Origin of the sequence: Ramlibacter paludis (assembly GCF_022012305.1) — a bacterium.
Classification (GTDB): domain Bacteria; phylum Pseudomonadota; class Gammaproteobacteria; order Burkholderiales; family Burkholderiaceae_C; genus Ramlibacter; species Ramlibacter paludis.
Genome location: NZ_JAKLTM010000009.1, coordinates 136403 through 161835 on the forward strand (window position 1 = coordinate 136403; position 25433 = coordinate 161835).

General features: G+C 68.8%; 30 protein-coding genes and 3 tRNA genes. 22 read left to right on the forward strand and 11 right to left on the reverse strand.

The window, feature by feature from the left end; all coding sequences use genetic code 11:
* Window positions 1-17 precede the first annotated feature (17 nt).
* The 7 genes from lptA to LZ009_RS23495 all read left to right on the forward strand — a co-directional run bounded on the left by lptA (window position 18) and on the right by LZ009_RS23495 (window position 5309).
* The gene (gene lptA, locus LZ009_RS23465) at window positions 18-647 is read left to right on the forward strand and encodes a lipopolysaccharide transport periplasmic protein LptA (protein ID WP_275700422.1); all 630 of its coding nucleotides are present in this window, start codon (window positions 18-20) and stop codon (window positions 645-647) included.
* On the forward strand, window positions 647-1435 hold the full coding sequence (gene lptB, locus LZ009_RS23470) for an LPS export ABC transporter ATP-binding protein (RefSeq protein WP_275700423.1): 789 nt from the start codon (window positions 647-649) through the stop codon (window positions 1433-1435). The genes lptA and lptB overlap by 1 nt, the downstream gene beginning before the upstream one ends.
* Before the next feature lie 23 nt (window positions 1436-1458).
* Window positions 1459-3024 carry an RNA polymerase factor sigma-54 gene (locus tag LZ009_RS23475; protein WP_275700424.1) on the forward strand — a complete coding sequence of 522 codons (1566 nt, stop codon included), beginning with the start codon at window positions 1459-1461 and terminating at the stop codon, window positions 3022-3024.
* A complete protein-coding gene (locus LZ009_RS23480) occupies window positions 3021-4229 on the forward strand; it encodes a THUMP domain-containing class I SAM-dependent RNA methyltransferase (protein WP_275700425.1) in 1209 nt (402 codons plus the stop codon). Before LZ009_RS23475 ends, LZ009_RS23480 begins: the two co-directional genes overlap by 4 nt.
* Window positions 4210-4620 carry a putative toxin-antitoxin system toxin component, PIN family gene (locus LZ009_RS23485; RefSeq protein WP_275700426.1) on the forward strand — a complete coding sequence of 137 codons (411 nt, stop codon included), beginning with the start codon at window positions 4210-4212 and terminating at the stop codon, window positions 4618-4620. The genes LZ009_RS23480 and LZ009_RS23485 overlap by 20 nt, the downstream gene beginning before the upstream one ends.
* A gap of 103 nt (window positions 4621-4723) precedes the next feature.
* Complete coding sequence (locus LZ009_RS23490; protein WP_275700427.1) at window positions 4724-4918, forward strand: hypothetical protein; 195 nt, start codon at window positions 4724-4726, stop codon at window positions 4916-4918.
* A gap of 115 nt (window positions 4919-5033) precedes the next feature.
* Window positions 5034-5309, forward strand: a complete 276-nt coding sequence (locus LZ009_RS23495) for a hypothetical protein (protein ID WP_275700428.1) — start codon at window positions 5034-5036, stop codon at window positions 5307-5309.
* Here the strand turns inward: LZ009_RS23495 and LZ009_RS23500 are convergent.
* Genes LZ009_RS23500 through apaG form a run of 8 tightly spaced genes read right to left on the reverse strand, consistent with a single transcriptional unit; the run spans window position 5251 to window position 11397 of the window.
* A complete protein-coding gene (locus LZ009_RS23500) occupies window positions 5251-6144 on the reverse strand; it encodes an alpha/beta fold hydrolase (protein WP_275700429.1) in 894 nt (297 codons plus the stop codon). The genes LZ009_RS23495 and LZ009_RS23500 overlap by 59 nt on opposite strands.
* Window positions 6145-6158: 14 nt before the next feature.
* Complete coding sequence (locus LZ009_RS23505) at window positions 6159-6653, reverse strand: CinA family protein (RefSeq protein ID WP_430300413.1); 495 nt, start codon at window positions 6651-6653, stop codon at window positions 6159-6161.
* Window positions 6650-7153: a phosphatidylglycerophosphatase A family protein gene (locus LZ009_RS23510; RefSeq protein ID WP_275700430.1), complete on the reverse strand. Its 504-nt coding sequence runs from the start codon at window positions 7151-7153 to the stop codon at window positions 6650-6652. The genes LZ009_RS23505 and LZ009_RS23510 overlap by 4 nt, the downstream gene beginning before the upstream one ends.
* Window positions 7150-7635: a thermonuclease family protein gene (locus LZ009_RS23515; protein WP_275700431.1), complete on the reverse strand. Its 486-nt coding sequence runs from the start codon at window positions 7633-7635 to the stop codon at window positions 7150-7152. Before LZ009_RS23515 ends, LZ009_RS23510 begins: the two co-directional genes overlap by 4 nt.
* Before the next feature lies 1 nt (window position 7636).
* Complete coding sequence (gene thiL, locus LZ009_RS23520; protein ID WP_275700432.1) at window positions 7637-8560, reverse strand: thiamine-phosphate kinase; 924 nt, start codon at window positions 8558-8560, stop codon at window positions 7637-7639.
* Between the two features lie 10 nt (window positions 8561-8570).
* Window positions 8571-9722: a YbdK family carboxylate-amine ligase gene (locus tag LZ009_RS23525; protein WP_430300414.1), complete on the reverse strand. Its 1152-nt coding sequence runs from the start codon at window positions 9720-9722 to the stop codon at window positions 8571-8573.
* Between the two features lie 19 nt (window positions 9723-9741).
* Window positions 9742-11001 (reverse strand): cation:proton antiporter, encoded by a 1260-nt coding sequence (locus tag LZ009_RS23530; RefSeq protein WP_275700433.1) that lies wholly within the window; start codon window positions 10999-11001, stop codon window positions 9742-9744.
* 15 nt (window positions 11002-11016) lie between these two features.
* Complete coding sequence (apaG, locus tag LZ009_RS23535) at window positions 11017-11397, reverse strand: Co2+/Mg2+ efflux protein ApaG (RefSeq protein ID WP_275700434.1); 381 nt, start codon at window positions 11395-11397, stop codon at window positions 11017-11019.
* Between the two features lie 41 nt (window positions 11398-11438).
* Between apaG and rpe the strand changes: the two genes are divergently transcribed.
* Window positions 11439-12125 carry a ribulose-phosphate 3-epimerase gene (gene rpe, locus LZ009_RS23540; RefSeq protein WP_275700435.1) on the forward strand — a complete coding sequence of 229 codons (687 nt, stop codon included), beginning with the start codon at window positions 11439-11441 and terminating at the stop codon, window positions 12123-12125.
* 6 nt (window positions 12126-12131) lie between these two features.
* Here rpe and LZ009_RS23545 read toward each other — a convergent pair whose 3' ends face one another.
* Window positions 12132-12401: a hypothetical protein gene (locus LZ009_RS23545; protein ID WP_275700436.1), complete on the reverse strand. Its 270-nt coding sequence runs from the start codon at window positions 12399-12401 to the stop codon at window positions 12132-12134.
* A gap of 391 nt (window positions 12402-12792) precedes the next feature.
* Here LZ009_RS23545 and LZ009_RS23550 point away from each other — a divergent pair, with 391 nt between their 5' ends.
* From LZ009_RS23550 to LZ009_RS23560, 3 genes are all read left to right on the forward strand, one after another.
* Window positions 12793-14946 carry a catalase gene (locus tag LZ009_RS23550; protein ID WP_275700437.1) on the forward strand — a complete coding sequence of 718 codons (2154 nt, stop codon included), beginning with the start codon at window positions 12793-12795 and terminating at the stop codon, window positions 14944-14946.
* 121 nt (window positions 14947-15067) lie between these two features.
* The gene (locus tag LZ009_RS23555; RefSeq protein ID WP_275700438.1) at window positions 15068-15424 is read left to right on the forward strand and encodes a KGG domain-containing protein; all 357 of its coding nucleotides are present in this window, start codon (window positions 15068-15070) and stop codon (window positions 15422-15424) included.
* Window positions 15425-15502: 78 nt separating this feature from the next.
* Window positions 15503-16183: a phosphoglycolate phosphatase gene (locus LZ009_RS23560; protein ID WP_275700439.1), complete on the forward strand. Its 681-nt coding sequence runs from the start codon at window positions 15503-15505 to the stop codon at window positions 16181-16183.
* Window position 16184: 1 nt separating this feature from the next.
* Here the strand turns inward: LZ009_RS23560 and LZ009_RS23565 are convergent, their stop codons facing one another.
* Window positions 16185-16763, reverse strand: coding sequence for a chalcone isomerase family protein (locus LZ009_RS23565; protein WP_275700440.1), 579 nt, complete (start codon window positions 16761-16763; stop codon window positions 16185-16187).
* Between the two features lie 336 nt (window positions 16764-17099).
* Between LZ009_RS23565 and trpE the strand changes: the two genes are divergently transcribed.
* From trpE to LZ009_RS23605, 8 genes are read left to right on the forward strand one after another with little or no spacing between them, the layout of a single operon-like run.
* Window positions 17100-18614, forward strand: coding sequence for an anthranilate synthase component I (gene trpE / locus LZ009_RS23570; RefSeq protein WP_275700441.1), 1515 nt, complete (start codon window positions 17100-17102; stop codon window positions 18612-18614).
* Entirely contained in the window at window positions 18611-19003 is a 393-nt protein-coding gene (locus LZ009_RS23575; RefSeq protein ID WP_275700442.1) for a GxxExxY protein, read from the forward strand. The genes trpE and LZ009_RS23575 overlap by 4 nt, the downstream gene beginning before the upstream one ends.
* Entirely contained in the window at window positions 19000-19572 is a 573-nt protein-coding gene (locus LZ009_RS23580; protein ID WP_275700443.1) for an anthranilate synthase component II, read from the forward strand. The genes LZ009_RS23575 and LZ009_RS23580 overlap by 4 nt, the downstream gene beginning before the upstream one ends.
* Complete coding sequence (ltaE, locus tag LZ009_RS23585) at window positions 19569-20606, forward strand: low-specificity L-threonine aldolase (protein WP_275700444.1); 1038 nt, start codon at window positions 19569-19571, stop codon at window positions 20604-20606. The genes LZ009_RS23580 and ltaE overlap by 4 nt, the downstream gene beginning before the upstream one ends.
* A gap of 8 nt (window positions 20607-20614) precedes the next feature.
* Window positions 20615-21268, forward strand: a complete 654-nt coding sequence (locus LZ009_RS23590) for a LysE family translocator (RefSeq protein ID WP_275700445.1) — start codon at window positions 20615-20617, stop codon at window positions 21266-21268.
* A gap of 10 nt (window positions 21269-21278) precedes the next feature.
* Window positions 21279-22310, forward strand: coding sequence for an anthranilate phosphoribosyltransferase (trpD, locus tag LZ009_RS23595; RefSeq protein WP_275700446.1), 1032 nt, complete (start codon window positions 21279-21281; stop codon window positions 22308-22310).
* Between the two features lie 5 nt (window positions 22311-22315).
* Entirely contained in the window at window positions 22316-23107 is a 792-nt protein-coding gene (gene trpC, locus LZ009_RS23600) for an indole-3-glycerol phosphate synthase TrpC (protein ID WP_275700447.1), read from the forward strand.
* Window positions 23107-23823: a uracil-DNA glycosylase gene (locus LZ009_RS23605; RefSeq protein WP_275700448.1), complete on the forward strand. Its 717-nt coding sequence runs from the start codon at window positions 23107-23109 to the stop codon at window positions 23821-23823. The genes trpC and LZ009_RS23605 overlap by 1 nt, the downstream gene beginning before the upstream one ends.
* A 5-nt stretch (window positions 23824-23828) precedes the next feature.
* Here the strand turns inward: LZ009_RS23605 and LZ009_RS23610 are convergent, their stop codons facing one another.
* Window positions 23829-24905 carry a patatin-like phospholipase family protein gene (locus LZ009_RS23610; protein ID WP_346730776.1) on the reverse strand — a complete coding sequence of 359 codons (1077 nt, stop codon included), beginning with the start codon at window positions 24903-24905 and terminating at the stop codon, window positions 23829-23831.
* A 90-nt stretch (window positions 24906-24995) separates the two neighbouring features.
* On the opposite strand from LZ009_RS23610, the gene LZ009_RS23615 reads away from it, so the two are divergent.
* From LZ009_RS23615 to LZ009_RS23625, 3 genes are all read left to right on the forward strand, one after another.
* Window positions 24996-25081: transfer RNA gene (locus LZ009_RS23615), tRNA-Tyr, on the forward strand.
* 96 nt (window positions 25082-25177) lie between these two features.
* Window positions 25178-25251: transfer RNA gene (locus tag LZ009_RS23620), tRNA-Gly, on the forward strand.
* 41 nt (window positions 25252-25292) lie between these two features.
* Window positions 25293-25367 (forward strand) — tRNA-Thr (locus tag LZ009_RS23625).
* Window positions 25368-25433 lie beyond the last annotated feature (66 nt).

Genomic DNA, 25433 nt, shown 5'->3' on the forward strand with positions numbered 1-25433 from the left:
GCAAGATTCGTGCCTTTATGAAAAACAAACAAGCCACCCCGCTGCACGCCCTCGCCATCGCCCTTACGCTCGCCCTGGCGGGCGGCGCCGCCCTCGCCGAGAAGGCGGACCGGGCGAAGCCCATGAACGTGGAGGCGGACTCGCTGAAGTACGACGACCTGAACCAGACCAGCGTCTTCACGGGGAAGGTGGTGGTCACCAAGGGCAGCATCGTCATCCGCGGGGCCAAGGTGGACGTGAAGCAGGATCCCGAGGGCTACCAGTTCGGCGTGGTCACGGCCGAGCCGGGCAAGCGCGCCTTCTTCCGCCAGAAGCGCGACAACGTCGACGAATACATCGAGGGCGAAGGCGACACCATCGAATACGACGGCAAGGCCGACCGCGTGAAGTTCATCGGCCGCGCCGAGATGCGGCGCCTGCGCGGCGCCGTCGTTGCCGACGAGACCTCCGGCGCGCTGATCACCTACGACAACACCACCGACCACTTCTCGGTGGACGGCAATCCCGGCAACGCGACGCCGGCCAACCCGGGCGGCCGCGTGCGCGCCACGCTGGCGCCGCGCAACCCGGGCGCGGCGCCGGCGCCCGCGCCTGCCGCCAGCGCGCCGCTGCGCTCGAGCACCACGCTGGGCGGGGAGAAGCGCTGATGGGCGACGCGGAAGCCGGGCTGCGCGAGGACGGGACGCGGACCGTGGTGAGCCGCCTGGAGGCGCGCCACCTGAAGAAGTCCTACGGCGGCCGCGACGTGGTGCAGGACGTCTCGCTGGCGGTGGACAAGGGTGAAGTCGTCGGCCTGCTGGGCCCGAACGGCGCCGGCAAGACCACGTCGTTCTACATGATCGTGGGCCTGGTGCGCGCCGACGGTGGCGAGATCACCATCGACGGCCACTCGGTGGAGCAGACCCCGATCCACCGGCGCTCGCGCCTGGGCCTGTCCTACCTGCCGCAGGAAGCGTCGATCTTCCGCAAGCTGAACGTCGAGGACAACGTGCGCGCCGTGCTGGAACTGCAGCGCGACGAGGACGGCCGTTCGCTGCCCAAGGCGGAGATCGAGCGCCGCCTCACCGGCCTGCTGCAGGACCTGCGCGTCGACCACCTGCGCGACTCGCCGGCGCTGGCGCTTTCCGGCGGCGAGCGGCGCCGCGTCGAAATCGCGCGCGCGCTGGCGACGCAACCGCGCTTCATCCTGCTGGACGAACCCTTCGCCGGCATCGACCCCATCGCGGTCATCGAGATCCAGCGCATCATCGGCTTCCTCAAGTCGCGCGGGATCGGCGTGCTGATCACCGACCACAACGTGCGCGAGACGCTGGGCATCTGCGACCACGCCTACATCATCAGCGAAGGCCGCGTGCTGGCGCAGGGCACGCCCGCCGAAATCGTGAACAACGCGGACGTCCGCCGGGTGTACCTCGGCGAGCACTTCCGAATGTGACCCCAGGCTTCTGAGCAGTACCCATGAAGCAAGGCCTTTCGCTCCGCGTCTCGCAGCATCTCGCGCTGACGCCCCAGCTGCAGCAGTCGATCCGCCTGCTGCAGCTGTCCACCCTGGAGCTGGGCCAGGAGATCCAGCAGATGCTGGACGAGAACCCCTTCCTCGAGCAGAACCTCGACGAAGGCCCGGAGGAGTTCGGCCCCAGCCACAGCGACACGCAGCCGGCGCGCGACGACCACGACAGCGACCCCGTCGCGCTGGCGGGCAACGGCCACGACACCACGGCCTCGACCCCCGCTGAGCAGGAACACGAGCACGCCGATGCCGGCGACAGCAGCGAACCCAACTGGGACGGCGACGGCAGCACCGAGACCGTGCCCGACGACGGCGAGTGGGGCGGCGAGGCGCCGGCGCGGCAGCGCAATTCGCAGGGCGACGACGACGAGGTCGACGCGACCGAATTGGCGCGCGGCAACGAGTCGCTGCAGTCCTGGCTGCACCGGCAGGCGCTGTCGCTGCGGCTGTCCGAGGAGGACCGGGCGGCGCTGCGCTTCCTGGTCGAATCGCTCAACGACGACGGCTATCTGGAGGACACGCTGGAAGCGCTCGCCGCGGGCCTAGCGGGCGACGACCTCGAGCAGCAGGAGGAGCTGGTGCACCGCTTCACGGTCGCCCTGGGCCTGCTGCAAAGCCTGGACCCGCCCGGTGTGGGCGCGCGATCGCTGGCCGAGTGCCTGATGCTGCAGCTGCGCACGCTGCAGCAGGACACCCCCGGCGACACCGTGTTCCCGGTCGCGATCCGCGTGTGCAACCAGCCGATCGACCTGCTGGCCAAGCGCGACGTGAAGCGCCTGGCGCAGCTGTGCGGCGAGAGCGAGTCGCAGGTGAAGTGCGCCATCACGCTGATCACGCGGCTGGAGCCCAAGCCGGGCCGCCGCTTCGTCGACGTGGAGCGCAACATCATCGTGCCCGACGTGCTGGTCACCAAGACCGGCCGCGGCGCGCGCGCGGGCTTCCGCGTGATGCTCAACCCGGACGTGATGCCGCGCCTGCGCGTGCACGACGTCTATGCCGGCGCGCTGAAGGCCCACCGCGGCGAAGGCCACGCGGCGCTGCAGCAGCGGCTGCAGGAAGCGCGCTGGTTCATCAAGAACATCCAGCAGCGCTTCGACACCATCCTGCGCGTGTCCAGCGCCATCGTCGAGCGGCAGCGCAACTTCTTCACCCACGGCGAGCTCGCCATGCGGCCGCTGGTGCTGCGCGAGATCGCCGACGAACTGGGCCTGCACGAGTCGACCATCTCGCGCGTGACCACGGCCAAGTACATGTCCACGCCCTTCGGCACCTTCGAGCTGAAGTACTTCTTCGGCTCGGCGCTGGGCACCGAAACCGGGGGCAACGCCTCCAGCACCGCGGTGCGCGCGCTGATCAAGCAGTTCGTGACCGCCGAGAACAACACCAAGCCCTTGTCGGACAGCCAGATCTCGGAGATGCTCAAGGAGCAGGGGATCGAGTGCGCGCGCCGAACGGTGGCGAAATACCGCGAGGCTTTGCGAATCGCCCCCGCGAACCTGCGTAAGGCCCTGTGAACACTGTCCACCTCTTCCTGCCCTGCGCGGGCGGCGTCGAAACCCTGCTGGCCGAGGAGGTCGCCCGCGTCGGCGGCGCCACGGTGCGCGACCTGCGCACCGCGCGCGGCGGCGTGCAGCTGCAAGGCGGCTGGGACGCCGTCATGCGCCTGAACCTGCAAAGCCGGCTCTCGCAGCGCGTGCTGGTGCAGCTGTCGCACGGGCCTTATCGCGGCGAGGACGACATCTACGCGGCGGCCGCGGCCGTGCCCTGGGAAGACTGGTTCACGCCGCGCGAGAGCTTCAAGATCGAGCTCACCTCGCACCAGAGCCCGCTGAAGAGCCTGAACTTCGCGGCGCTGCGCATCAAGGACGCGGTGGCCGACCGCTTCCGCGAACGCGGCGGCGTGCGGCCCGACGTGGACGTGCAGCGGCCGGCCGTGCGCGTGTTCGCGCACCTGGCAGCCGAGACGGTCACGCTCTACATCGACAGCTCGGGCGAGCCCCTCTTCAAGCGCGGCTGGCGCGAGGACAAGGGCGAGGCGCCGCTGAAGGAAACGCTGGCCGCCGCGATGATCGCGGCGAGCGGCTGGGACGCGCGCACGCCCTTGTACGACCCGTGCTGCGGCAGCGGCACCATCGCCATCGAGGCGGCGCAGATCGCCTGCAACATCGCGCCGGGCCTGCTGCGGCGCTTCGGCTTCGAGCGGCTGCGGCCGCACAAGGCGGGCGACTGGCAGGCGCTGAAGGCCGAAGCGCAGGCGGCGCGCCGCGCCCCCACGGCGCCCGTGTTCGGCAGCGACGTGGCTTTCCGCATGGTCGATTTCGCGCAGCGCAACGCGCAGCGGGCCGGCGTGGCGGACGCCATCGAGTTCCGCGGCGGTGACGCGCTGCAGCGCATGCCGCCCAGCGCGACGCCCGGCGTGATGCTGCTCAATCCGCCTTACGGCGAGCGGATCGAAGCCGGCGGCATTGCCGGCGCGGGCCGCGAGCACGCGCAGATGGAAGGCGCGGGCGACTTCTTCACCCAGCTGGCTTCGCACTGGAAGAAGAACTACGCCGGCTGGACGGCCTGGGTGCTGTCGCCCGACGCCAAGCTGCCCACGCGCATGCGCCTGAAGGAATCGCGCCGCGTCCCGATGTGGAACGGCCCCATCGAGTGCCGCCTGTTCCGCTTCGACATGGTGGCCGGCTCGGCCCGCAAGAGTGAAGCCGCTGGTTCTTGACACCAACGTCGTGCTGGACCTGCTGGTGTTCGGCGACGCCGCGGCGCAGCCGGTGAAGCAGGGCCTGGCGGACGGCGCCCTGCGCTGGCTGGCCACCGCCGCCATGCGCGAGGAGCTGGCGCGCGTGCTGGCCTATCCCAAGCTGGCGCCCCGCGTGGCCTACCACCGCGGCAGCGCCGACGCGGTGCTGGAAGATTTCGACAGGCACGTGGAACTGGTGGACGTTCCGGCCAAGGCCGGCGTCACTTGCGGCGACCCCGACGACCAGAAGTTCATCGACCTGGCGGTGGCGCATCGCTGTCCGCTGGTCAGCAAGGACTTCGAGGTGCTGCGCATGAAGAAGCGGCTGGCCCAGCTGGAAGTGGCGGCCGTGTCCTGCTGGGTCGGCTGACGCAACACCCGTTAGCGCCTGTATCCTACGCGCCCCGCCCTGCGGCGCTGACTCCGGCGCCGCACCGGCGCGCTACCTTGTGGCCATCGCAAGGAGGTCCACGATGGCCGACACCACTCTTCAAGAACAATCCGCAGTCAACGCTTCGCAATCCGCCACTCCCGCCGAGTGCGACGAGTGCATCGGCTCCGGCGGCTGGTTCCGCTACGACCCGTCGCTCGAGAATTCCCCGGGCCGGATGTACCTCTCCTGCGTCCAGTGCCGCGGGAGCGGCCGGACGGCTGCGGCAGGCGGCTGACGCCTACGCCAGGCGTCGCTTGCGGCACTTCGCGCTGCCGCCGGACGCCGACACGACGAAGAAGGCGCGCATGGGATGCTTGACCGCATCGAGACAAGACAACGAGAACACCGCCATGAACGCCGAATCGGAGGAAGACCGCAACATCCGCCTGGTGCGCAACCTGCTGGCGCTGCGCACCGTGCTCTGCATGGACCAGATGCAGACCGGCAAGTGGGGGGACCGCATCGAGGAGATCGACCAGGAGCTGGCGACGCTGGGCCACGACATGAAGTCGACGGCCGCCTGCGCCACCGAGAACCTGCGCCGCACCTTCCTGCTGCCGCGCCTGGTCAGCCGAAGAAGCCGCGCAGCGCATCCGCGACCGGCGCGGGCAGTTCCTCAGGAATGAAGTGACCCGCGGGCAGCGCGCTGCCCGTCACCTTGCCGGCGCACTGCGCCCGCCACAGTTCCAGCGGCTGGAACTTCTTGCCGACCAGGCCTTTCTCTCCCCACAGCACCAGCGTGTCGCACGCTATCTTCGCGCCCTGCGCGCGGCTCGTCCGGTCGTGTTCCAGGTCGATGCCGGCGCTGGCCCGGTAGTCCTCGCAGGCCGCGTGGATCGACTCGGCGCGGCAGAAGCAGCGTTCGTATTCGCCCAGTGCCTCGGGTTCCAGATGCGCGATGCCGCCCGCGCCCCAGCCGCCGAGCTTGGCAAGCAGGTACATGCGGGCGTCGCCGCCGATCATGCGTTCGGGCAGCGGCGCCGGCTGGATCAGGTGGAACCAGTGGTAGTAGGCCTTCGCAAAGGCCATGTCCGTCGCCTCGTACATGTCCAGCGTGGGCGCGATGTCGATCAGGGCCAGCTTCCAGACCCGGTCCGGGTGATCCAGCGCCAGCCGGTGCGCCACGCGCGCGCCTCGGTCATGGCCGCACAGGTGGAACTGCGGCTTGTTCAGGCCCGCCATCAGCGCGATGACGTCCTGCGCCATCGCGCGCTTGCTGTAGTTGCCGTGGTTGGGGTCGCCGGCCGGCTTGGGCGCATCGCCGTAGCCGCGCAGGTCGGGCAGCACCAGGAAGTAATCGTCGCGCAGCTGCTGGGCCACGCGGTGCCACATCACGTGGGTCTGCGGAAAGCCGTGCAGCAGGACCAGGGCGGGCTTGCTGCGCTTGCCGCCGGTGCGGGCGTGGACCCATCCGCCCGGGATGGGATAGGTGGTTTCCTCGAATCCCTGGAACCATGGCATGGCGGCACCTCACCTCATGAGGTGCCATTCTTGCCCTGGCCCAGCAGTTCCAGCAACCTTCTTAAGGCGTGGTCCACGGTGGCACTGCGCACTGCTGCACGGTCGCCGGGGAAACGGCGGGTCTCGCTGGAAAGCTGGCCGTCGACCTGGAAGCCGAACCAGACCGTGCCCACCGGCTTTTCCGCGCTACCGCCCGTGGGGCCGGCGACACCGGTCACGGCCACGCTGACCCGGGCCTTCGAATGGCGGATGGCGCCGAAGGCCATCGCGCGCGCCACCACTTCACTCACCGCGCCGTGCTGCGCGATCAGGTCCGCGTCGACGCCGAGCAGCTCGGTCTTGGCTTCGTTGGAATAGGTGACGAATCCGCGCTCGAACCAGTTGCTGGAGCCGCTGAGTTCGGTGCAGGCGGCCGCGATCAGGCCGCCGGTGCAGCTTTCGGCGGTGGCCAGCATCCAGCCACGTTCCAGCAGCTTGGCGGCCAGCTGCTCGCACAGGGAAGTGTTCACCACAGGCGTCTCCAGGCGGCGATGACCAGCAGCGTGCAGAAGGCCGCCACCAGGTCGTCGATCATGATGCCGAATCCGCCGCGCCAGCCCATGCCCTTGAAGTTGCGGTCGGCCCAGGCAACCGGGCCGGGCTTGACGGCGTCGAAGAAGCGGAAGAGGCCGAAGGCGGCGAGCTGGCCGATCCAGCCGGCCGGCATCACCAGCCACAGCACCAGCCAGAAGGCCGCGACCTCGTCCCAGACGACGCTGGACGGGTCGGCCACGCCCATGTTGCGCGCGGTGACGGTGCAGGCCCACCAGCCGAGCGGCCAGGAGGCGGCAACCACGAAGGCCAGCGCCAGGGGCGGCAGCCACAGTTGCAGCACCAGCCATGCCAGCCACGCCCACAGCGTGCCGATGGTGCCGGGCGCCAGCGGGGCCAGGCCGCTGCCGAAGCCGAGCGCGACCCAGTGGGCCGGATGCGCGTTGAGGAAGCGGAAGCCGGGACGCGCGACGCTCATGTGCAGCGCCCGTTGCGGCGGCGGAAGTGACGCGGCTCCATGGCGTCGCTGTTGGCCCAGAGGCCGCGGCGGGCTTCGCGCGCCTGCGCCTCCAGCGCCGCGTAAGGACCGTGCTTGCCCTTGAAGGTGCCGGACCAGGCGTGGCCCTCGCGCACCAACCAGGCGCCGACGTCGCGGCCCTTGTGCTTGATCTGCGCCAGCGTGCGCTGGTAGTCGTCCGTGCCGCGCGTGCGCACGGTCACCGTCTGGTGCAGCACCAGCGCGGAAAGCGCGCGCTTGGCCTGCGGCCCGAAGGGCTGGCAGTTCTCCGGCGCGTCGAGGTCGACCAGCCGGATCTCCACCGCCTCGCCGCGGCCGCCCGGCTTGACCCACAGCGTGTCGCCGTCGGTGACGTGGCTGACGACGCCGCGGAAGGTGGCGGCCTGCAGGTGGCCGAAGCCTGCCAACGCGGCCAGCAGGAGCACGAAGCGGAGCAGGCGCATGTCAGGCGAAGTGGTCGAAGCTGGCCGCGCGCACGTCCACCGGGCGGCCTTGCGCGTCGACGACCCGCAGGCCGGGCGCGGCTTCGATGCGGCCGATGCGGCTGACCGGCGTGTTGGCGTGGCGGCCGGCGGCTTCGACCTCGGCACGCCGCGCGGCAGGCGCGGTGAAGGCGAGTTCGTAGTCGTCGCCGGCGTTCAGCACCAGGTCCAATGCGTGGGTGGTCGGCAGCCGCTCGGCTTCCAGCGTCGCGCCGACGCCGGAACGCGCGAGGATGTGGCCGAGGTCGCCGGCCAGGCCGTCGCTCAGGTCGATGGCCGCGGTGGCGAGGCCGCGCAAGGCCAGGCCGAGGGCGACGCGTGGCGTCGGCTGTTCCAGCCGCAAGCGCGCGGCATCGAAGATGTCCTGCGGCAAGGAGACGGTGCCGCGAAACGCTTCGAGCGCCAGCCGCGCATCGCCCAGTGTTCCGCTGACCCAGACGTCGTCGCCGGACCGGGCGCCGGAGCGCAACAAGGCCTGCCCGGTCGGCACTTCGCCGAACACGGTGATGTTGATGGCCAGTGGTCCGCGCGTCGTGTCGCCGCCGACCAGTTCGCAGTCGTGGGCATCGGCCAGCGCGAACAGGCCCTCGGCAAACGCCGCCAGCCAAGGCTCGTCGACGCGCGGCAGGGCCAGCGCCAGGGTGAAGGCGAGCGGGCTGGCGCCGCAGGCGGCCAGGTCGCTCAGGTTCACGGCCAGCGCCTTGTGGCCGAGGCGGCGCGGGTCCACCGTCGACAGGAAATGGCGGCCTTCCAGCAGCAGGTCGGTCGACACCGCCAGCTGCATGCCCGGCTGCGGCTGCAGCAAGGCGCAGTCGTCGCCCACGCCCAGCGGGCTGCGCCGCGCCGGCCGCGTGAAGTAGCGTGCAATGAGGTCGAACTCGCCCATCGGCCTGAGCTTACCCGCGCCCGCGGAAACGCTCCGCCGCCTGCCGGACCATCTCCGCCAGCAGCTGCTCGCGCGCGTTGGTCTCGCGCAGCCAGCGCGAATCGTTGCGGGCCACCTCGGCCGAGCGGCGCAGCATGTCGATCGAGCCGGCGGCGCCGAGCGCCTGCGCGTGCGGCGCGATCTGCTCCAGCGTCAGCGCGATGTGTTCGCGCAGCGGCAGGTGCTCGCCGGTGGCAGGCTCCACGTACACCGCTTCCAGCCCGAAGCGGCAGGCCTGGAAGCGGTTGTAGGTGTAGACCATGTAGTCGTCTTCCTGCGGCACGAAGGGCTGGTCGTTCAGGAACCAGGAAGCCAGCGACTGCACGAAGCCGGACAGCGCCGCCGCGCGTTCCACCGTCAGGGGCGTGTCGAAGACGCGGATCTCGATGGTGCCGTACTCCGGCTTGGGCCGGATGTCCCAGTAGAAGTCCTTCATGCTCTTGACCACGCCGGTGCGCGTGCTCTTGGCAAACCACTTCGCGAATTCTTCCCAGTGCAGCGTGAAGGGCGCGCGCCCGGACATCGGGAAGGCGAACACCGAATTCAGCCGCGCCGAATCGAACTGCGTGTCCTGCCCCTGCACGAAGGGCGAGCTGGCCGACAGCGCGATGAAGTGCGGGATGTAGCGCGACATCCGGTGCAGCATCAGCAGGGCGCTGTCGGCGTCGGGGCAGCCGACGTGCACGTGCTGGCCGAAGATGGTGAACTGCTTGGACAGGTAGCCATACAGCTCCGACAGCTGGCGGAAGCGCGGCCGGTCGTAGATGCGCTGCTCGTGCCACTGCTGGAAAGGGTGCGTGCCGCCGCCCACGCAGGCGATGTTCAGCTTGTCGGCGCAGCGCACCAGCGCGTCGCGGATCTGGGCGAGCTGGCCCAGCACCTCGTTGCTGGAATGGCAGACGCCGGTGGAGATCTCGATCATGCTCGAGGTCATCTCCGGCACCACCGATCCCGGCAGCGGGATCTTCGCCATCAGCCGCAGCATCTCGTCGGAATAGGGCGCCAGGTCGTAGTCGTGGGTGTTCACCAGCTGCAGCTCGAGCTCGACGCCCAGCGACAGCGCGGCCGACTGCTGGAACGGTTCCAGCTGCGGCGGCGGCTCGGGCGGCTGCGATTGCTGCAGCAGCACCGGTTCCACGCGTTCATCCACGCTGCTCTCCCGGCTGCCAGTTCGGCTGCGGCGTGGCCACGGGCTGGTGGCTTTCGCCGCTGCGGTGGATGGCGATGGTGGCGATCACGGCGCCCAGGATCTCCATCAGCAGGATGGCGGGCAGCGCGATGCTGGCCACGCGCGGCCCCAGCGTGATGGAGGCGGTGACGTACTGCGACACCAGCAGCAGCGCGATCGAGGACATGGGCGCCATCGCGCAGCCGGTCCAGAGGGCCTGGCGCCAGGTGGTGCCGCTGCCGAAGTTGGCCAGCGAGATGCCGGCGATCTTGGCCAGGCCGCGGGCGATCACCAGCGCAGCCACCAGCCAGGTGACGGCCGGATTCCAGTCGGCCTTGGCCGCCACCACCGAGACCAGCACGAACATCAGCATGGTCAGCAGCGAGGCCGCGGTGCCGAGCTGGCGCGACCAGGCCCAGGGGCGGGGCTGCAGCTGCTTGAGCAGCACGCCGGCCAGCAGCGCTGCGAGCGGCGCGGAGCCGCCGAAATGCGCGGCCAGCGCGGTGCCGGCGGCGATCAGCGTGATGAACAGGATCGAGGTGTTCTCGCTGGTCGGGCTCATGACGCGCAAGGCCGAGCGCAGGGCCAGCGCCAGCACGGCGCCGACCACGATCGAGATGCCGAGCACCACGAACACCGGATAGAGCGTGGCCTGGAGTTCGCCCTCGACGCCGCGATGCAGCAAGCCCACGCGCGCGCTGACCAGCGTCATCGCGTAGAAGGTGCTCAGCGTCGACAACACCATGGCGCGCTCGGTCACCGGGCCGGCGCCGCGCGTGTCCATGATCACGCGGCTCAGCACCGCCGGCGAGGCCGCCATCGCGATCAGCGCCACCGCTTCGGCGACGTTGGCGCGCACGTCGAGCCAGCGCAGCACGTAGTACACCGCCAGCGCCGTGAACACCGACTCGAGCAGGCTTTGCAGCAGCACCATCGGGTTGTGGCGGAACCAGCGCAGCGCGATGCGGCCGCCGGATTCGAAGAGGACCACCGACACGCCCAGTTCCAGCAGGAACAGCGCGACGCCCTGCAAGGGCCAGACCGCGCCGGAAAAGCCGGCCAGGCCGGCCAGCGTGCCGACGATGGAATAACCCACCACCTTGGGCAGGCCGGTGTGGCGCTGCAGCAGGTGGCCCGCGGCGGCGGCCACCGCCAGCAGCAGCGACCACTGCACGGTGGGCAGCCCGGCCGAGGGGCGTACCCACTCGGCCCAGATGGCCATCACTTCATCCATGGGGCCTTCCCCCGCTCAATGCAGGACGCGGCGGCTGCCGTCGTCGAGAACGAACAGCGGGATCTCGACCTCGAAGCGCTCGCCGTCCTCGGCCACGCAGAAATAGCTGCCCTGCATGGTGCCGCTGGGCGTGCGCAGGCGGCAGCCGCTCGAGTATTCGAAGGACTCGCCCGGCTTCAGCAGGGGCTGCTGGCCGATGACGCCGAGGCCCTTGACCTCCTCGATCTCGCCGAGTTCGTTGGTGATGATCCAGTGCCGCGAAATCAGCTGGGCGGGCACGTCGCCGGAATTGGAGATGGTGATCGTGTATGCGAAGGTGTACAGGCCCTGCGCCGGCGCCGATTGCTCGGGCAGGTACTGGGGCTGGACTTCGACGCGGAGCGCGTACTTGGCCATGGGGCAATGCTACTACCCCGCGCCTGCGCGACAATCCGGGCATGAGCACGCGCCCGACCTACCGCATCGCCCCGTCCATCCTCTCGGCCGACTTCGCGCGGCTGGGCGAGGAAGTCCGCAACGTGATCGCGGCGGGCGCCGACTGGATCCACTTCGACGTGATGGACAACCATTACGTGCCGAACCTGACCTTCGGCCCGATGATCTGCTCGGCGCTCAAGCCCCACGCGAAAACCCCGAGCGGCCAGGCCGTGCCGATCGACGTGCACCTGATGGTGCAGCCGGTCGACGCCCTGGCGCAGGCCTTTGCCGAAGCCGGCGCCGACTACATCAGCTTCCATCCCGACGCGTCCTCGCACGTGCACCGAAGCGTGCAGGCGATCAAGTCCAAGGGCGTGAAGGCGGGCCTCACCTTCAACCCGGCGCAGCCGCTCGACGTGCTGGACTGGGTGATCGAGGACATCGACCTGATCCTGATCATGAGCGTGAACCCGGGCTTCGGCGGCCAGGGCTTCATCGACTCGGCGCTGCGCAAGATCGAGGCGGCGCGCAAGCGCATCGATGCGAGCGGCCGCGACATCCGGCTGGAAGTGGATGGCGGCATCAAGGGCGACAACATCGCCCGCGTGGCGGCGGCCGGCGCCGACACCTTCGTGGCGGGCAGCGCGATCTTCGGCAAGCCGGATTACAAGGGCGTGATCGACGGGATGCGCGCGGCGCTGAAGTAGCGCGCGCTACTTCTTCTCGTGGCCGACCACGCGGTCGTAGGCCGCGTCCGTTTCCTGGTGCTTGCTGGTGTCTTGGTGGCCCTGCTTCAGGTCGTCCAGCGCGGCCTTGCCTACCGAGCGCTGGCTCGCCTCCTCGCGCGACTGGCTGTCGGCGGACTCGTCGTGCTCGTTGGGCGTGCGCGGGCGGATGGCCTGGCGCTCGCCTTGCGCCGAGGCGGTGTCGTTGCGCGCGGGCCGGGCGCCGTCGGGGCTGCGGTTGTCGGTGGTCTGGGTCATGCTTCATCCTCGCCCATCCATCGCTGAGCGGCAGTAGGACTGGGGCCCCGCGCCGTCCGCCGAACCCGCGTGCGCGGGTCGGACATCTCCTACAGGGCATGGCGGTTTGCACCCACAAATGCGCCCGCTGCAGGGCTACGGTTGCTGCGGATGAGGCGCGCTCCAATGCGGGACCCGAGTCGAAGCCGAAGGAGAAGCGGATGGAAATCGCCCCTGTTGTTCCGGAGTGGTTGACGTGGCTTGTCGCCGCCGGCGTTGCCGCGCTCGCGCTGACCGCCCTGGCCCGCGGCCTCGACGCCGTGCTCGACCTCGGCTGACCGCACGGCGGCAGCTTCCCCCTTCCCCGTTCCCGCGCCCCGGCGCCCCCCACTTTCCCCTGGAGTACTCCCCCATGGCCTCGTCCCGCACGGAGGGCGCACGCAAATCCAAGGCTGGTGACGCCGTCAGCAGCCGCCAGAAGCAACTGGAAGCCTCCACACAGGGTCTCGAGAACCTGCTCACCACCAACCAGGGCGTGGTGCTGCCCGACAACCACAACTCGCTCAAGGCCGGCGTGCGCGGCCCCAGCCTGCTGGAAGACTTCATCCTGCGGGAGAAGATCACCCACTTCGACCACGAGCGCATTCCCGAGCGCGTGGTGCATGCGCGCGGCGCGGCGGCGCACGGCTACTTCGAGCTGACGCGTCCGCTGGTGGAGTACACCAAGGCCGACTTCCTGCAGGAAGTGGGCAGCCGCACGCCGGTGTTCGTGCGCTTCTCCACCGTGGTGGGTTCGCGTGGCAGCGCCGACACCGTGCGCGACGTGCGCGGCTTCGCCGTCAAGTTCTACACGCGCGAAGGCAACTACGACCTGGTGGGCAACAACATCCCGGTGTTCTTCATCCAGGACGCGATGAAGTTTCCCGACCTGGTGCATGCCATCAAGCCGGAGCCGCACAACGAGATGCCGCAGGCCTCCAGCGCGCACGACACCTTCTGGGATTTCATCGCGCTGATGCCCGAGAGCTCGCACATGCTGATGTGGCTGATGTCGGACCGGGCCATTCCGCGCAGCTACCGGATGATGGAAGGCTTCGGCGTCCACACCTTCCGCTTCATCAACGCGCGCGGCGTCGCGCACTTCGTCAAGTTCCACTGGAAGCCCAAGCTGGGCAAGCACGCGCTGGCCTGGGACGAAGCGCAGAAGATCGCCGGCAAGGACCCGGACTACCACCGCAAGGACCTGTGGGAGGCCATCGAGCGTGGCGACTTCCCCGAGTGGGAACTGGGCGTGCAGCTGATGGACGCGGACCGCGCCGCCAAGCTGGGCTTCGACCTGCTCGACCCGACCAAGCTGGTGCCGGAAGAGATCGTGCCGATCACGCCGGTGGGGCGGCTGGTCCTCAATCGCAATCCGGACAATTTCTTCTCCGAAGTGGAGCAGGTGGCTTTCCATCCCGGCCACGTGGTGCCCGGCATCGACTTCACCAACGACCCGCTGCTGCAAGGCCGCCTGTTCTCGTACACGGACACGCAGCTGTCGCGGCTGGGCGGACCGAACTTCCACGAACTGCCGATCAACCGCGGCGCCTGCCCCTTCCACAACTTCCAGCGCGACGGCATGCATCGCATGCTGATCAACAAGTCGCGCGTGTCGTACGAGCCGAACACGCTGGGCAACGGCTCCGAGTTCCGCGTCGACGGCGGCGAAGGCGGCTTCCAGAGCTTTGCCGAAGAGATGGAGTCGCCGAAGGTGCGGCGCCGCAGCCCGACCTTCGACGACCACTTCAGCCAGGCCACGCTGTTCTGGAACAGCCAGAGCGCGGCCGAGAAGGAGCACATCATCGCGGCCTTCCAGTTCGAGCTGTCGAAGGTGGAGATTCCGGCGATCCGCCAGCGCATCGTCGACAACCTCGCGCACGTGGATGCGCGGCTGGCGCGCAAGGTGGCCGAGCCGCTGGGCATCGCGCCGCCGGATGCCAGGGCGGCCGCAGGCCGTCCCGGGTTTCGCGAACAGCGCGCCAAGGCGCTGCTGGAAGCGGCGCCCTCGCTGTCGATGGAAACGAACGGCAACACCATCCTCACGCGCAAGGTCGCGGTGCTGGTGGGCGCCGGCGCCGAACTGGGCGCGTACAAGGTGATCCAGCAGGCGCTGATCGATGCCGGCGCGACCTGCAAGGTGGTGGCACCGCACCTGGGCACGGTGTCTTCCTCGTCGGGCCAGCAGGTGCCGGTGGACTACACCTTCCAGAACATGCCTTCGGTGATGTTCGATGCGGTGCTGGTGCCGGGCGGGGCCGCGGCGGCGGAAGCGCTGGCGAAGAACGGCGACGCGGTGCACTTCGTGCTGGAAGCGTTCAAGCACTGCAAGGCGCTGTGCCTGATCGGCGAGTCGCAGCGCCTGCTGCAGCTGGCCGGCATCCCGGAAGACGCGCCGCCGCCGGCGGGCGTGGTGCTCGCGACCAACGAGCCGACCACGCGCCTGCAGACGGCTCAGGATTTCATTGCCGCGATCGCCAGGCATCGCCACTGGAGCCGCGCCATGCTGGAGCAGGTGCCGGCCTAGCCGCAGCGCAACGGAAGTCCTCTCCTACAGAGCATTCACGCCGCAGACTACTGTGTCCGTCGCCGTCCGACGGCTCAATGGGCCATCGACCGGCAGGACCGGTGACGTCTTGGGAGATGCGATGGCAACGAGCAGCGAGGACAAACAGCCAGGCGGCGACGCACCCGTGCGCTCGATCGGCCGCGGCTTCGCCTCGATGGACCCCGAGCGCCAGCGCGAGATCGCCAGCCATGGCGGCCGCGCGGCGCACCAGCGGGGCACGGCCCACGAGTTCACGGCCGAGGAAGCGCGCCAGGCCGGCAGCAAGGGCGGCAAGGTGGCGCACCAGCGCGGCACCGCGCATGAATTCGATTCCGACGAGGCGCGGGCGGCCGGCCGCAAGGGCGGCGAGGTCTCGGGTGCGAATCGCGGGGCGCATGCGTTGGGAGAGACGGGCGCGGCGCCCGTCACCAGTCAGGAGGAAGAGAGCGGCCGCTAGGAACCGGCCGTGCCTCCCGGGGCCAGGGCGTGCGCGCCCTGGCCTTTTTTCATGGGGCGCCGCCGTTATGCTCGCCGCATGCAAGCCGCGATCATCGACCTCGACGGAACCCTGGTGGACACGCTCGGCGACTTCAGCGCCGCGCTCGACGCGATGCTGGCGCAGCTGGGAAGGCCGCCGGTGCCGGTGGCCGTGGTGGAAGGCTTCATCGGCAAGGGCTCGGAACACCTGATCCAGTCCACGCTGGCGCACGTCGGCGCGCCGGCGGCGCTGTACGAAGAAGCCTGGGAGATCTACCAGCGCGTCTATCGCGGGCTGAACGGCCAGCGCTCCCAGGTCTATCCCGGCGTGCCCGAAGGCATCGCGCGCTTGCGCGCCGCCGGCCTGCGCCTGGCCTGCCTGACCAACAAGCCCACCGAATTCGCGCGCGAGCTGCTGCGGGTGAAGGGACTGGGGGCGGAGTTCGAGGTGGTGTTCGGCGGCGATGCCTTCGCGCGCAAGAAGCCCGACCCGCTGCCGCTGGTGAAGACCTGCGAGGCGCTGGGCACCTCGCCTTCATGCACCTTGATGATCGGCGACTCGAGCAACGACGCCGCCGCGGCGCGGGCCGCAGGGTGTCCGGTGGTGCTGGTGACCTATGGGTACAACCATGGCGAGCCGGTCCGCGGTGTGGATGCGGATGGCTACGTCGACTCGCTCGTGGAAGTGGCAGAGATGGTGGGGTCGCTGGCGCGAACCCACCCTGCGAAGGCCAAGTAACTCAGGCCTGCTTGCCCAGCAGCGATTCCTTCAACTTCCAGTCCGCGGGCGCCGGACCCAGCCAGATGCGCAGCAGCGCATTGAAGAACTCCGGCTCCTTGAAGGGCTCGCCCTGCGGCACGCCCTTGAGCATCACCACCGCGCCCGTGCCCGGCACCCAGTCGAGCGAGAAGGTGTCGCCGCTGTTGAGCCGCTTGTGCTCGCTGAAGATCTGGCTCATGCGCATCAAGCCGGGAATCAGCTTGGAGAACGAGGCCTTGTCGAGGTTGTCCTCCACGCCGCGGATGAACAGCTTGGACAGTTCGCCCGTGTCGATGTCGCGCAGCATGGTGACGGAAATGCGCTTGGCGCCGGGCGTGGCGAACACGTCTTCCGGCGTGTTCGACTTCTTGGTGACGTAGAGGCCCGCCGCGTAGACCTTGAACGGTCCCTTGTAGCGGATGCCCGCGCCATTGAGCTGCAGCTTGGCGCCGCGGATCTCGGAGACTTCCTCGTATTTCACGCCGGCGAGGGTGACGTCGGCATGGGCTGCGCCGGCGGTGGCCAGCAGGCAGGCGAGGAACCAGTGTTTTGCACGCATCGCAGGAGCTCCTGGGGAAAAGAACGATCGTTCTAATTTACAAATTGTCGCAAATACCGCCGGTCCAGCGCAACAGGGTTTGTTGGTATGCCGAAGTACCAGGATTGGTCTTGACCAGTCCAGCCGGAACTGTCTGCTAGACTGGCCGCGCTTTATGTTCATCCACCGCACGACGATCACAGGTTGCAGCGACCGGGGAGCCTGGCCCTGGCGCAAGCCTGTCCAAGTGCGCACCTGACCGCACGGGGCAGCCCGTGCCCCGCGCCTCGGCCTGCCGAGGCATTCCCGGATCCCGCGGCCTGAGACAGCGCCGCCGAGCTTGTGGAGGCTCACCCCTTGATCACCGAACTCGAATTCAAAAGCCTTGCCCAGCAGGGCTACAACCGCATTCCGCTCATCGCGGAAGCCTTCGCGGACCTTGAAACCCCCTTATCGCTCTACCTGAAGCTGGCCCATGCCAAGGGTGGCGGCAAGCTCAGCTTCCTGCTGGAGTCCGTGGTGGGCGGCGAACGCTTCGGCCGCTACAGCTTCATCGGCCTGCCGGCGCGCACCTTCCTGCGTTCCAGCGGCTTCGGCGCGGATGCGAAGACCGAAGTCGTCACCGACGGCCAGGTCGTGGAGACGGCCGGCGGCAACCCGCTGGACTTCATCGAGGCCTACCAGAAGCGCTTCAAAGTCGCCCTGCGCCCGGGCCTGCCGCGCTTCTGCGGCGGCCTGGCGGGCTACTTCGGCTACGACACGGTGCGCCACATCGAGAAGAAGCTGGAGAAGTCCTGCCCGCCCGACACGCTGGGCTGCCCGGACATCCTGCTGCTGCAATGCGAGGAGCTGGCGGTCATAGACAACCTCTCGGGCAAGCTGTACCTGATCGTCTATGCCGACCCCGGCAAGCCGGAGGCCTTCGCCAACGGCAAGAAGCGCCTGCGCGAGCTGAAGGAGCAGTTGAAGTACTCGGTGAGCGCCCCGGTGGTGAAGCAGACCGAGACCTTCCCGGCGGAACGCGAATTCGCCAAGGCGGACTACCTGGCGGCGGTGGAAAAGGCCAAGGAGCTGATCGCCGCCGGCGACTTCATGCAGGTGCAGGTGGGCCAGCGCATCAAGAAGCGCTACACCGAGTCGCCGCTGTCGCTGTACCGGGCGCTGCGTTCGCTGAACCCCAGCCCCTACATGTACTTCTACAACTTCAGCGGCGCGGCCGGCAGCGACTTCCACGTGGTCGGTGCGTCGCCGGAGATCCTGGTGCGGCAGGAGCAGACGCCCGAGGGCCAGAAGGTCACGATCCGTCCGCTGGCCGGCACCCGTCCGCGCGGCGCCAGCCCGGACATCGACAAGGCCGTGGAGCAGGAGCTGATCGCCGACCCGAAGGAAAGGGCCGAACACGTGATGCTGATCGACCTGGCCCGCAACGACATCGGCCGCATCGCCAAGACCGGCACGGTGAAGGTGTCCGAAGCCTTCGCGGTGGAGCGCTACAGCCACGTGATGCACATCGTGAGCAACGTCGAAGGCATCCTGAAGGACGGCATGAGCAACATGGACGTGCTCAAGGCGACCTTCCCCGCGGGCACGCTGAGCGGCGCGCCCAAGGTGCATGCGATGGAGCTGATCGACCAGCTGGAGCCGAACAAGCGCGGCCTGTACGGCGGGGCTTGCGGCTATCTCAGTTATGCCGGCGACATGGACGTCGCCATCGCGATCCGCACCGGCATCGTCAAGGACGGCAACCTCTACGTGCAGGCAGCGGCGGGCGTCGTCGCCGACTCGGTGCCGGAACTGGAATGGAAAGAGACCGAGGCCAAGGCGCGTGCACTGCTGCGGGCAAGCGAGCTGGTCGAGGAGGGGCTCGAATGAAGCCCGCCGACGACTTTTCGCACGAGATCATCGGCGCCGCCGTCGAGGTGCAGCGCGTCCTGGGCACCGGCCTGCCCGAGGCCGCCTATGCCGCGGCCCTGGCCATCGAGCTGGGCGAGCGCGAGATCGGCTTCACGCAGGACGTGTCGCTGAGCGCCGAATACAAGGGCAAGCCGCTGGGCGCGGTGCAGCGTGCCGACTTCATCGTGGAGCATGCGGTGCTGGTGCAGGTGAAGGCCGCCGATTCCACCAGCGAGCAGCACCGCGCCGAAGCCCTCGCCGCCCTGCGCCTGTCGGGCCTGAGCCTGGGCCTGCTGATCAACTTCAACGTGTTTCCCGTGGTCAAGGGCGTGCACCGCCTGATGCACAAAGCGAGGGTCGAGGCATGAAGCTCCTGATGGTCGACAACTACGACAGCTTCACCTACAACCTGGTCCAGTACTTCGGTGAGCTGGGCGCGGAGGTGGAAGTGTTTCGCAACGACGAGATCACGGTGGCACAGATCGCCGCACGCAAGCCGGATCGGCTCGTGATCTCGCCCGGCCCGTGCTCGCCCGCGGAGGCTGGCATTTCGGTCGAGGCGATCCGGCACTTCGCCGGCAAGCTGCCGATCCTCGGCGTCTGCCTCGGGCACCAGTCGATCGGCGCGGCCTTGGGCGGCAGGATCATTCGCGCGCAGCAACTGATGCACGGCAAGACCTCGGACATCACGACGACGCGCGAAGGCGTGTTCGCCGGCCTGCCGGAGAAGTTCACCGTCAACCGCTACCACTCGCTGGCGATCGAACGGGAAAGCTGTCCGAAGGAATTGAAGGTCACGGCCTGGACCGACGACGGCGAGATCATGGGCGTGAAGCACAAGGAACTCGCCATCGAGGGCGTGCAGTTCCATCCGGAATCGATCCTGACGGAACACGGCCACGCGATGCTGAAGAACTTCCTGGAGCAGAAAGCATGAAGCCCGTCGACCTGCGCAGCGACACCGTCACCCAGCCGACCGCCGGCATGCGCGCGGCAATGGCCGCGGCGCCCCTGGGCGACGACGTGTTCGGCGACGACCCCAGCGTCAACGCGCTGCAGGAGAAGATCGCCGGGATGCTCGGTTTCGAGGCGGCGCTGTTCGTGCCGACCGGAACGCAAAGCAACCTGTGCGGCGTGCTGGCGCACTGCCAGCGCGGCGACGAGTACATCGTCGGCCAGATGCAGCACTGCTACCGCTGGGAAGGCGGCGGCGCGGCGGTGTTCGGCAGCGTGCAGCCGCAGCCCCTGGAGCACCAGGCCGACGGCACGCTGGCGCTGAAGGACATCGAGGCCGCCATCAAGCCGGACGATCCGCACTTCGCGCGCACGCGGCTGCTGGCGCTGGAGAACACGCTGGGCGGCGCGGTGCTGCCGCAGGCCTATCTCGAGCAGGCGACGGCGCTGGCCCGGTCCAAGGGCCTGGCCACGCATCTCGATGGCGCGCGCCTGTTCAATGCGGCCGTGGCGCAAGCCGCCGGCGGCGATGCGCGCAGCGAAGCGCGCCGCATTGCGCGCAACTTCGACAGCGTGTCGGTCTGTTTCAGCAAGGGACTGGGCGCGCCCGTCGGTTCGGCGCTGTGCGGTTCCAAGGACCTGATCATCCGCGCGCGCCGCATCCGCAAGATGGCAGGCGGCGCGATGCGCCAGTCCGGCGTGCTGGCCGCGGCGGCCGATTACGCGCTGGCCCACCACGTCGATCGGCTGGCCGAGGACCACGCATTGGCCCGGCGGCTCGCCGAGGGCCTGGCCGGCATCGCGGGCCTGCAGGTCGAGGCGCCGCAAACCAACATCCTGTTCGTCGACCTCGTGGGTCCTGCGCGCGAGCGTTCGGCGCAGCTGCTGCCGTTCCTGAAAGAGCAAGGCGTGCTGGCGACGGGCCTGTACCGCCTGCGCTTCGCGACGCACCTGGACGTCGATGCCGCCGGCATCGATCGCGCCGTCACGGCCATCCGCGCCTTCTTCAAGGCCTAGGAGCGCCCATGCCGGATGCACAACACCTGGTGCTGTTCATCGCCGCGGGGCTGCTGCTGAACCTGACCCCCGGGCCGGACGTGCTCTACATCGTCAGCAACGCGCTGCGCTCCGGCGTGCGCGCCGGCGTGGTCGCGGGGCTGGGGATCACGGCCGGTTGCTTCGTCCACGTGTTCGCGGCAGCGGTCGGAGTGAGCGCGTTGATGGCGGCTTCGGCGCATGCGTTCACGGCGCTGAAGTGGGCGGGCGCCGCCTACCTGCTGTGGATGGGCGTGAAGCTGCTGGGGGCCAAGGCCGGAGCGGGTGCGGTGGGGTCGCCTGCGGCGAACCCACCCTACGAAGACAAGCCGTTGGGAGTGATCTTCCGCGGCGGCTTCCTCACCAACGTGCTGAACCCCAAGGTCGCGATCTTCTTCCTTGCCTTCGTGCCGCAATTCATCGCGCCGGAAGCGCCGAACAAGGCGCTGGCCTTCGTGCTGCTCGGCACGCTTTTCAACATCAACAGCATTCCCGTCAACTCGGGCTGGGCCGTGGCCGCGGCCTGGATGGCGCGCCACGGCGCCGTGCAGCGCGGCATGCACTGGCTGGACCGCGCCGCCGGAGCGATGTTCATTGCCTTCGGCCTCAAGCTGGCCTTCACCGACAACCCTTCTTCGCGCTAGGAGCCTTGCCATGCCCATCACCCCCCAGGAAGCGCTCCAGCGCACCATCGAACACCGCGAGATCTTCCACGACGAGATGCTGCACATCATGCGGCTCATCATGGGCGGCGAACTGTCGCCCGTGATGACGGCGGCCATCGTCACCGGCCTGCGCGTGAAGAAGGAGACCATCGGAGAGATCACCGCAGCCGCGCAGGTGATGCGCGAGTTCTCCACCAAGGTCCACGTCGCCGACAAGAAGCACCTGGTCGACATCGTCGGCACCGGCGGCGACGGTTCGCACACCTTCAACATCTCCACCTGCTCGATGTTCGTCGCGGCCGCGGCCGGCGCCAAGGTCAGCAAGCACGGCGGCCGCAGCGTCTCCAGCAAGAGCGGCAGCGCGGACGTGATCGAGGCGCTGGGCGTGAGCCTGGCGCTGTCGCCGGAACAGATCGCGAAGTGCATTGACGAGGTCGGCATCGGCTTCATGTTCGCGCCCAACCACCACCCGGCCATGAAAAACGTGGCGCCGGTGCGCAAGGAGATGGGCGTGCGCACCATCTTCAACATCCTCGGCCCGCTGACCAATCCGGCGAGCGCGCCCAACATCCTGATGGGCGTGTTCCACCCCGACCTGGTGGGCATCCAGGTGCGCGCGCTGCAGCGCCTGGGCGCCGAGCATGCGATGGTGGTCTACGGCCGCGACGGCATGGACGAAGTGAGCCTGGGCGCCGCCACGCTGGTGGGCGAGCTGAAGAACGGCGAGATCACCGAGTACGAGATCCATCCCGAGGACTTCGGACTGCCGATGTCCAGCAACCGCGCGCTGAAGGTGGAGACGCCGCAGCAATCGCTGGCCATGCTGCGCCAGGTGCTGGACAACCAGGCGGGCGCCGCGCGCGACATCGTCGTCTTCAATGCCGGCGTCGCGCTGTATGCGGCCAACGTCTCCAAGGACATTCCCGAAGGCATCGCCAAGGCGCGCGCTGCGCTGGAATCGGGCGCGGCCAAGGCGAAACTCGAACAGCTGGTGGCGACCAGCAAGAAACTGGCAGCCTGAACACCATGTCGGACATCCTGGACAAGATCGTCGCGGTCAAGCGCGAGGAAGTGGCGGCGGCGAAGAAGCGCAAGTCGCTGGAAGCCGTGCGCGACGACGCCTTCAGCCGCGTGCTGACGCGCGACTTCGAGGGGGCGCTGCGCGCGAAGATCGCCGCCGGCGGCGCCGCCGTCATCGCCGAAATCAAGAAGGCCAGCCCCAGCAAGGGCGTGCTGCGCGAGGACTTCGAGCCGGCCGACATCGCCCAGAGCTACGCCGAGAACGGCGCGGCCTGCCTGTCGGTGCTGACCGATCGCCAGTTCTTCCAGGGCAGCGGGGACTACCTGAAGCAGGCGCGCGCCTCCTGCGAGTTGCCGGTGCTGCGCAAGGATTTCATGGTGGACCCGTACCAGGTCTACGAATCGCGCGCCCTCGGCGCCGACTGCATCCTGCTGATCGCCGCCTGCCTGGACGACGCCCGGATGGTGGAGCTGGAGAACATCGCGCGCAGCCTCGACATGGCGGTGCTGGTGGAGGTGCACGACCGCGACGAACTGCAGCGCGCGCTGAAGCTGAAGACGCCGCTGGTGGGCATCAACAACCGCAACCTGCGCACCTTCGAGGTGAGCCTGGATACGACGCTGGGCATGCTGGCGGACGTGCCCCAGGACAATCTACTGGTCACGGAGTCCGGCATCCTGGGCGTGGACGACGTGAAGAAGATGCGCGCGGCCGGCGTGCATGCCTTCCTGGTCGGCGAGGCCTTCATGCGCGCCAAGGATCCCGGCGAAGCGCTGGCCGCCTTGTTCGAAGGCTGATGGACCAGCTGCGCGCCTGGACGCCGGACCAGTGGCCCTTGGCGGAAGGCTGGCAGGAGGCGGTCGCCGATTTCCTCGCCAGCCCGCAAGGGCGGCAGCTGGCCGGCTTCCTGCGCGAACGCATTGCCGCCGGCGCGGTGATCTATCCGCCGCAGCCGTTGCGGGCCTTGTCCCTGACGCCGCTGGCGAGCGTGCATGCCGTGATCCTGGGGCAGGACCCGTACCACGGGCCCGGCCAGGCGGAGGGCCTGGCCTTCTCGGTGGCGGAGGGCGTGAAGCTGCCGCCTTCGCTGAAGAACATCTTCCAGGAGCTGGGCTGCCAGCCTGCCAGCGGTTCGCTGGTGGACTGGGCGCGGCACGGGGTGCTATTGCTCAATGCGTGCCTGACGGTGGAGCAGGGCCAGCCGGCCAGCCATGCGAAGAAGGGCTGGGAGGCGCTCACCGACCGCTTGCTGGCGCTGGTCGCCGCCACCGCGACGCCCTGCGTGTACCTGCTGTGGGGCGCGCATGCGCAGGCGAAGGCGCCGCTGATCGAAGCGACGGCGCGCTCGCATGGACGCGAGGTGCTGGTGCTGCAGGCGAACCATCCGTCCCCCTTGTCCGCGCGGCGGCCGCCCGTGCCCTTCCTGGGCTGCGGCCATTTCGCGCAGGCGCGCGAGTGGCTGGCGCAGCGCGGCGTGACCGGGGTGTTTCCGGTGGACTCCCGCCTGCTGTAGGCGCCTCAAGGACGCGACTGGCGGAACAGGCGTCCCAGCCAGGGCCGGAACCTCCAGCCCTGGGGGCTGCGCGGCGACCGCGGCACTTCCATGCGGGTGTCGTCCAGGTAGTCGTGCCGGATGTCGACCGTGGCGTGATGGCCGATGGCGGCGTAGTGCCGCTGCAGCCACGCCTGGCCGGCTTCGCTGCCGGCCTGGAACAGCTTCGCGATCATCGCGCCGTCCGCGGTCGCGCGGCTGGAGCTCGGATACGCATCCAGCGACTGCCCCGCATCGACGCGATGCACCCGCACCGTCTTGCACTGGTCGTGTGCCACGGCGCCGTCGGCGATGAGGCGGTTGATGAAGTCGATGGCGCGCATCTGGGTCAGCAGGCTGGCGTTGAACATCAGCTCGTTCACCCGGTCCCGGATCTCGGGCGAAGAGTGGGGCGTCTCGCCGCGGTTCAAGGGGTTGATCTGCACCAGCATCAGGTCGGCGGTGCGGCACTGGCTGATCAGGGGCGACAGCGGCGGGTTGAGCGAGAAGCCGCCGTCCCAGTAGGGCTGGCCGTCGATCTCGACCGCCTGGAACAGCATCGGCAGGCAGGCCGACGCCATCACGGCGCTGGCGTCCAGCTGCCGTCCCGTGAACACCACGGCCTTGCCGGTGTGCACGTGGGTCGCCGAAACGAAGACCTTCAGCTCGCGATGCGCGGCGATCGCGTGGAAGTCGATCTCCTGGTTCAGCAGGTCGCGCAGCGGGTTGAGGCCGAGCGGGTTGCTCTGGTAGGGCGAAACCGCGGGGAATTCGAGCCCGCCCCAGAGCATGCGGGTCAGCTGCTGCTGCAAGACGCCCAGGCTGCCCAGGGCGGTGACGCGTTCCCAGACCTGGCGCAGGGCGGCCCGGGCGCCTTCGCGGGGATCGCGTCCGGCCGCCTCGGCCGTGGCCCAGCCGCTGGCCAGGGCCACGGCGTTGACCGCGCCGGCGCTGGCGCCGCTCAGCCCTTCCGGCTGGATCCGGCCATCGGCCAGCAGGGCGTCGAGCACGCCCCAGGTGAAGGCGCCGTGGGAGCCGCCGCCCTGCAGGGCCAGGTTGAGCATTCGCATATCTCCAGCACGGTAGCAAAGAAGGATGACGTGAGCCTGTACGCCGACCGCCTGTCCGAACCGTGCTATAGTCTTGGGCTCGCCGGAGGGGTGCCCGAGTGGCTAAAGGGGGCAGACTGTAAATCTGTTGGCTTACGCCTACGCTGGTTCGAATCCAGCCTCCTCCACCAGGCTTCCAGGTTGTTCCTGGGGTCTTGGCGAATGTGGTGAATTGATGAGTTGGTGGCGCCTGTGTCGGCCTGGGACGCCTTGAACGTGTTCCCGATGCGGGAGTAGTTCAATGGTAGAACCTTAGCCTTCCAAGCTAATGACGCGGGTTCGATTCCCGCTTCCCGCTCCATCGCGGCTCCATCGGTTCATCGGCAGTTGGCGAAGAATTTCGCCCTTGTGGCTCAGTGGTAGAGCACTCCCTTGGTAAGGGAGAGGTCGCGGGTCCGATTCCCGCCAAGGGCACCAAGAATTGGTTAGTGATCGTTTTTTTTCGGAGTCGAAAAAATGGCAAAAGGTAAGTTCGAGCGTACG

Bases quoted from the DNA above. Each gene is read 5' to 3' on its own strand.
- LZ009_RS23530 (WP_275700433.1), bottom strand. From the start codon at position 11,001: ATGGATGAAGTGATGGCCATCTGGGCCGAGTGGGTACGCCCCTCGGCC.
- LZ009_RS23610 (WP_346730776.1), bottom strand. From the start codon at position 24,905: ATGCTCAACCTGGCCCTGCAGGGCGGCGGCTCCCACGGCGCCTTCACC.
- ltaE (WP_275700444.1), top strand. From the start codon at position 19,569: ATGAAGCCCGTCGACCTGCGCAGCGACACCGTCACCCAGCCGACCGCC.
- LZ009_RS23550 (WP_275700437.1), top strand. From the start codon at position 12,793: ATGGCCTCGTCCCGCACGGAGGGCGCACGCAAATCCAAGGCTGGTGAC.
- trpD (WP_275700446.1), top strand. From the start codon at position 21,279: ATGCCCATCACCCCCCAGGAAGCGCTCCAGCGCACCATCGAACACCGC.
- apaG (WP_275700434.1), bottom strand. From the start codon at position 11,397: ATGGCCAAGTACGCGCTCCGCGTCGAAGTCCAGCCCCAGTACCTGCCC.
- LZ009_RS23495 (WP_275700428.1), top strand. From the start codon at position 5,034: ATGAACGCCGAATCGGAGGAAGACCGCAACATCCGCCTGGTGCGCAAC.
- LZ009_RS23515 (WP_275700431.1), bottom strand. From the start codon at position 7,635: ATGCGCCTGCTCCGCTTCGTGCTCCTGCTGGCCGCGTTGGCAGGCTTC.
- LZ009_RS23475 (WP_275700424.1), top strand. From the start codon at position 1,459: ATGAAGCAAGGCCTTTCGCTCCGCGTCTCGCAGCATCTCGCGCTGACG.
- LZ009_RS23575 (WP_275700442.1), top strand. From the start codon at position 18,611: ATGAAGCCCGCCGACGACTTTTCGCACGAGATCATCGGCGCCGCCGTC.
- thiL (WP_275700432.1), bottom strand. From the start codon at position 8,560: ATGGGCGAGTTCGACCTCATTGCACGCTACTTCACGCGGCCGGCGCGG.
- LZ009_RS23500 (WP_275700429.1), bottom strand. From the start codon at position 6,144: ATGCCATGGTTCCAGGGATTCGAGGAAACCACCTATCCCATCCCGGGC.
- lptB (WP_275700423.1), top strand. From the start codon at position 647: ATGGGCGACGCGGAAGCCGGGCTGCGCGAGGACGGGACGCGGACCGTG.
- LZ009_RS23590 (WP_275700445.1), top strand. From the start codon at position 20,615: ATGCCGGATGCACAACACCTGGTGCTGTTCATCGCCGCGGGGCTGCTG.
- LZ009_RS23490 (WP_275700427.1), top strand. From the start codon at position 4,724: ATGGCCGACACCACTCTTCAAGAACAATCCGCAGTCAACGCTTCGCAA.
- LZ009_RS23605 (WP_275700448.1), top strand. From the start codon at position 23,107: ATGGACCAGCTGCGCGCCTGGACGCCGGACCAGTGGCCCTTGGCGGAA.
- trpC (WP_275700447.1), top strand. From the start codon at position 22,316: ATGTCGGACATCCTGGACAAGATCGTCGCGGTCAAGCGCGAGGAAGTG.
- rpe (WP_275700435.1), top strand. From the start codon at position 11,439: ATGAGCACGCGCCCGACCTACCGCATCGCCCCGTCCATCCTCTCGGCC.
- LZ009_RS23580 (WP_275700443.1), top strand. From the start codon at position 19,000: ATGAAGCTCCTGATGGTCGACAACTACGACAGCTTCACCTACAACCTG.
- lptA (WP_275700422.1), top strand. From the start codon at position 18: ATGAAAAACAAACAAGCCACCCCGCTGCACGCCCTCGCCATCGCCCTT.
- LZ009_RS23545 (WP_275700436.1), bottom strand. From the start codon at position 12,401: ATGACCCAGACCACCGACAACCGCAGCCCCGACGGCGCCCGGCCCGCG.
- LZ009_RS23560 (WP_275700439.1), top strand. From the start codon at position 15,503: ATGCAAGCCGCGATCATCGACCTCGACGGAACCCTGGTGGACACGCTC.
- LZ009_RS23565 (WP_275700440.1), bottom strand. From the start codon at position 16,763: ATGCGTGCAAAACACTGGTTCCTCGCCTGCCTGCTGGCCACCGCCGGC.
- LZ009_RS23555 (WP_275700438.1), top strand. From the start codon at position 15,068: ATGGCAACGAGCAGCGAGGACAAACAGCCAGGCGGCGACGCACCCGTG.
- LZ009_RS23510 (WP_275700430.1), bottom strand. From the start codon at position 7,153: ATGAGCGTCGCGCGTCCCGGCTTCCGCTTCCTCAACGCGCATCCGGCC.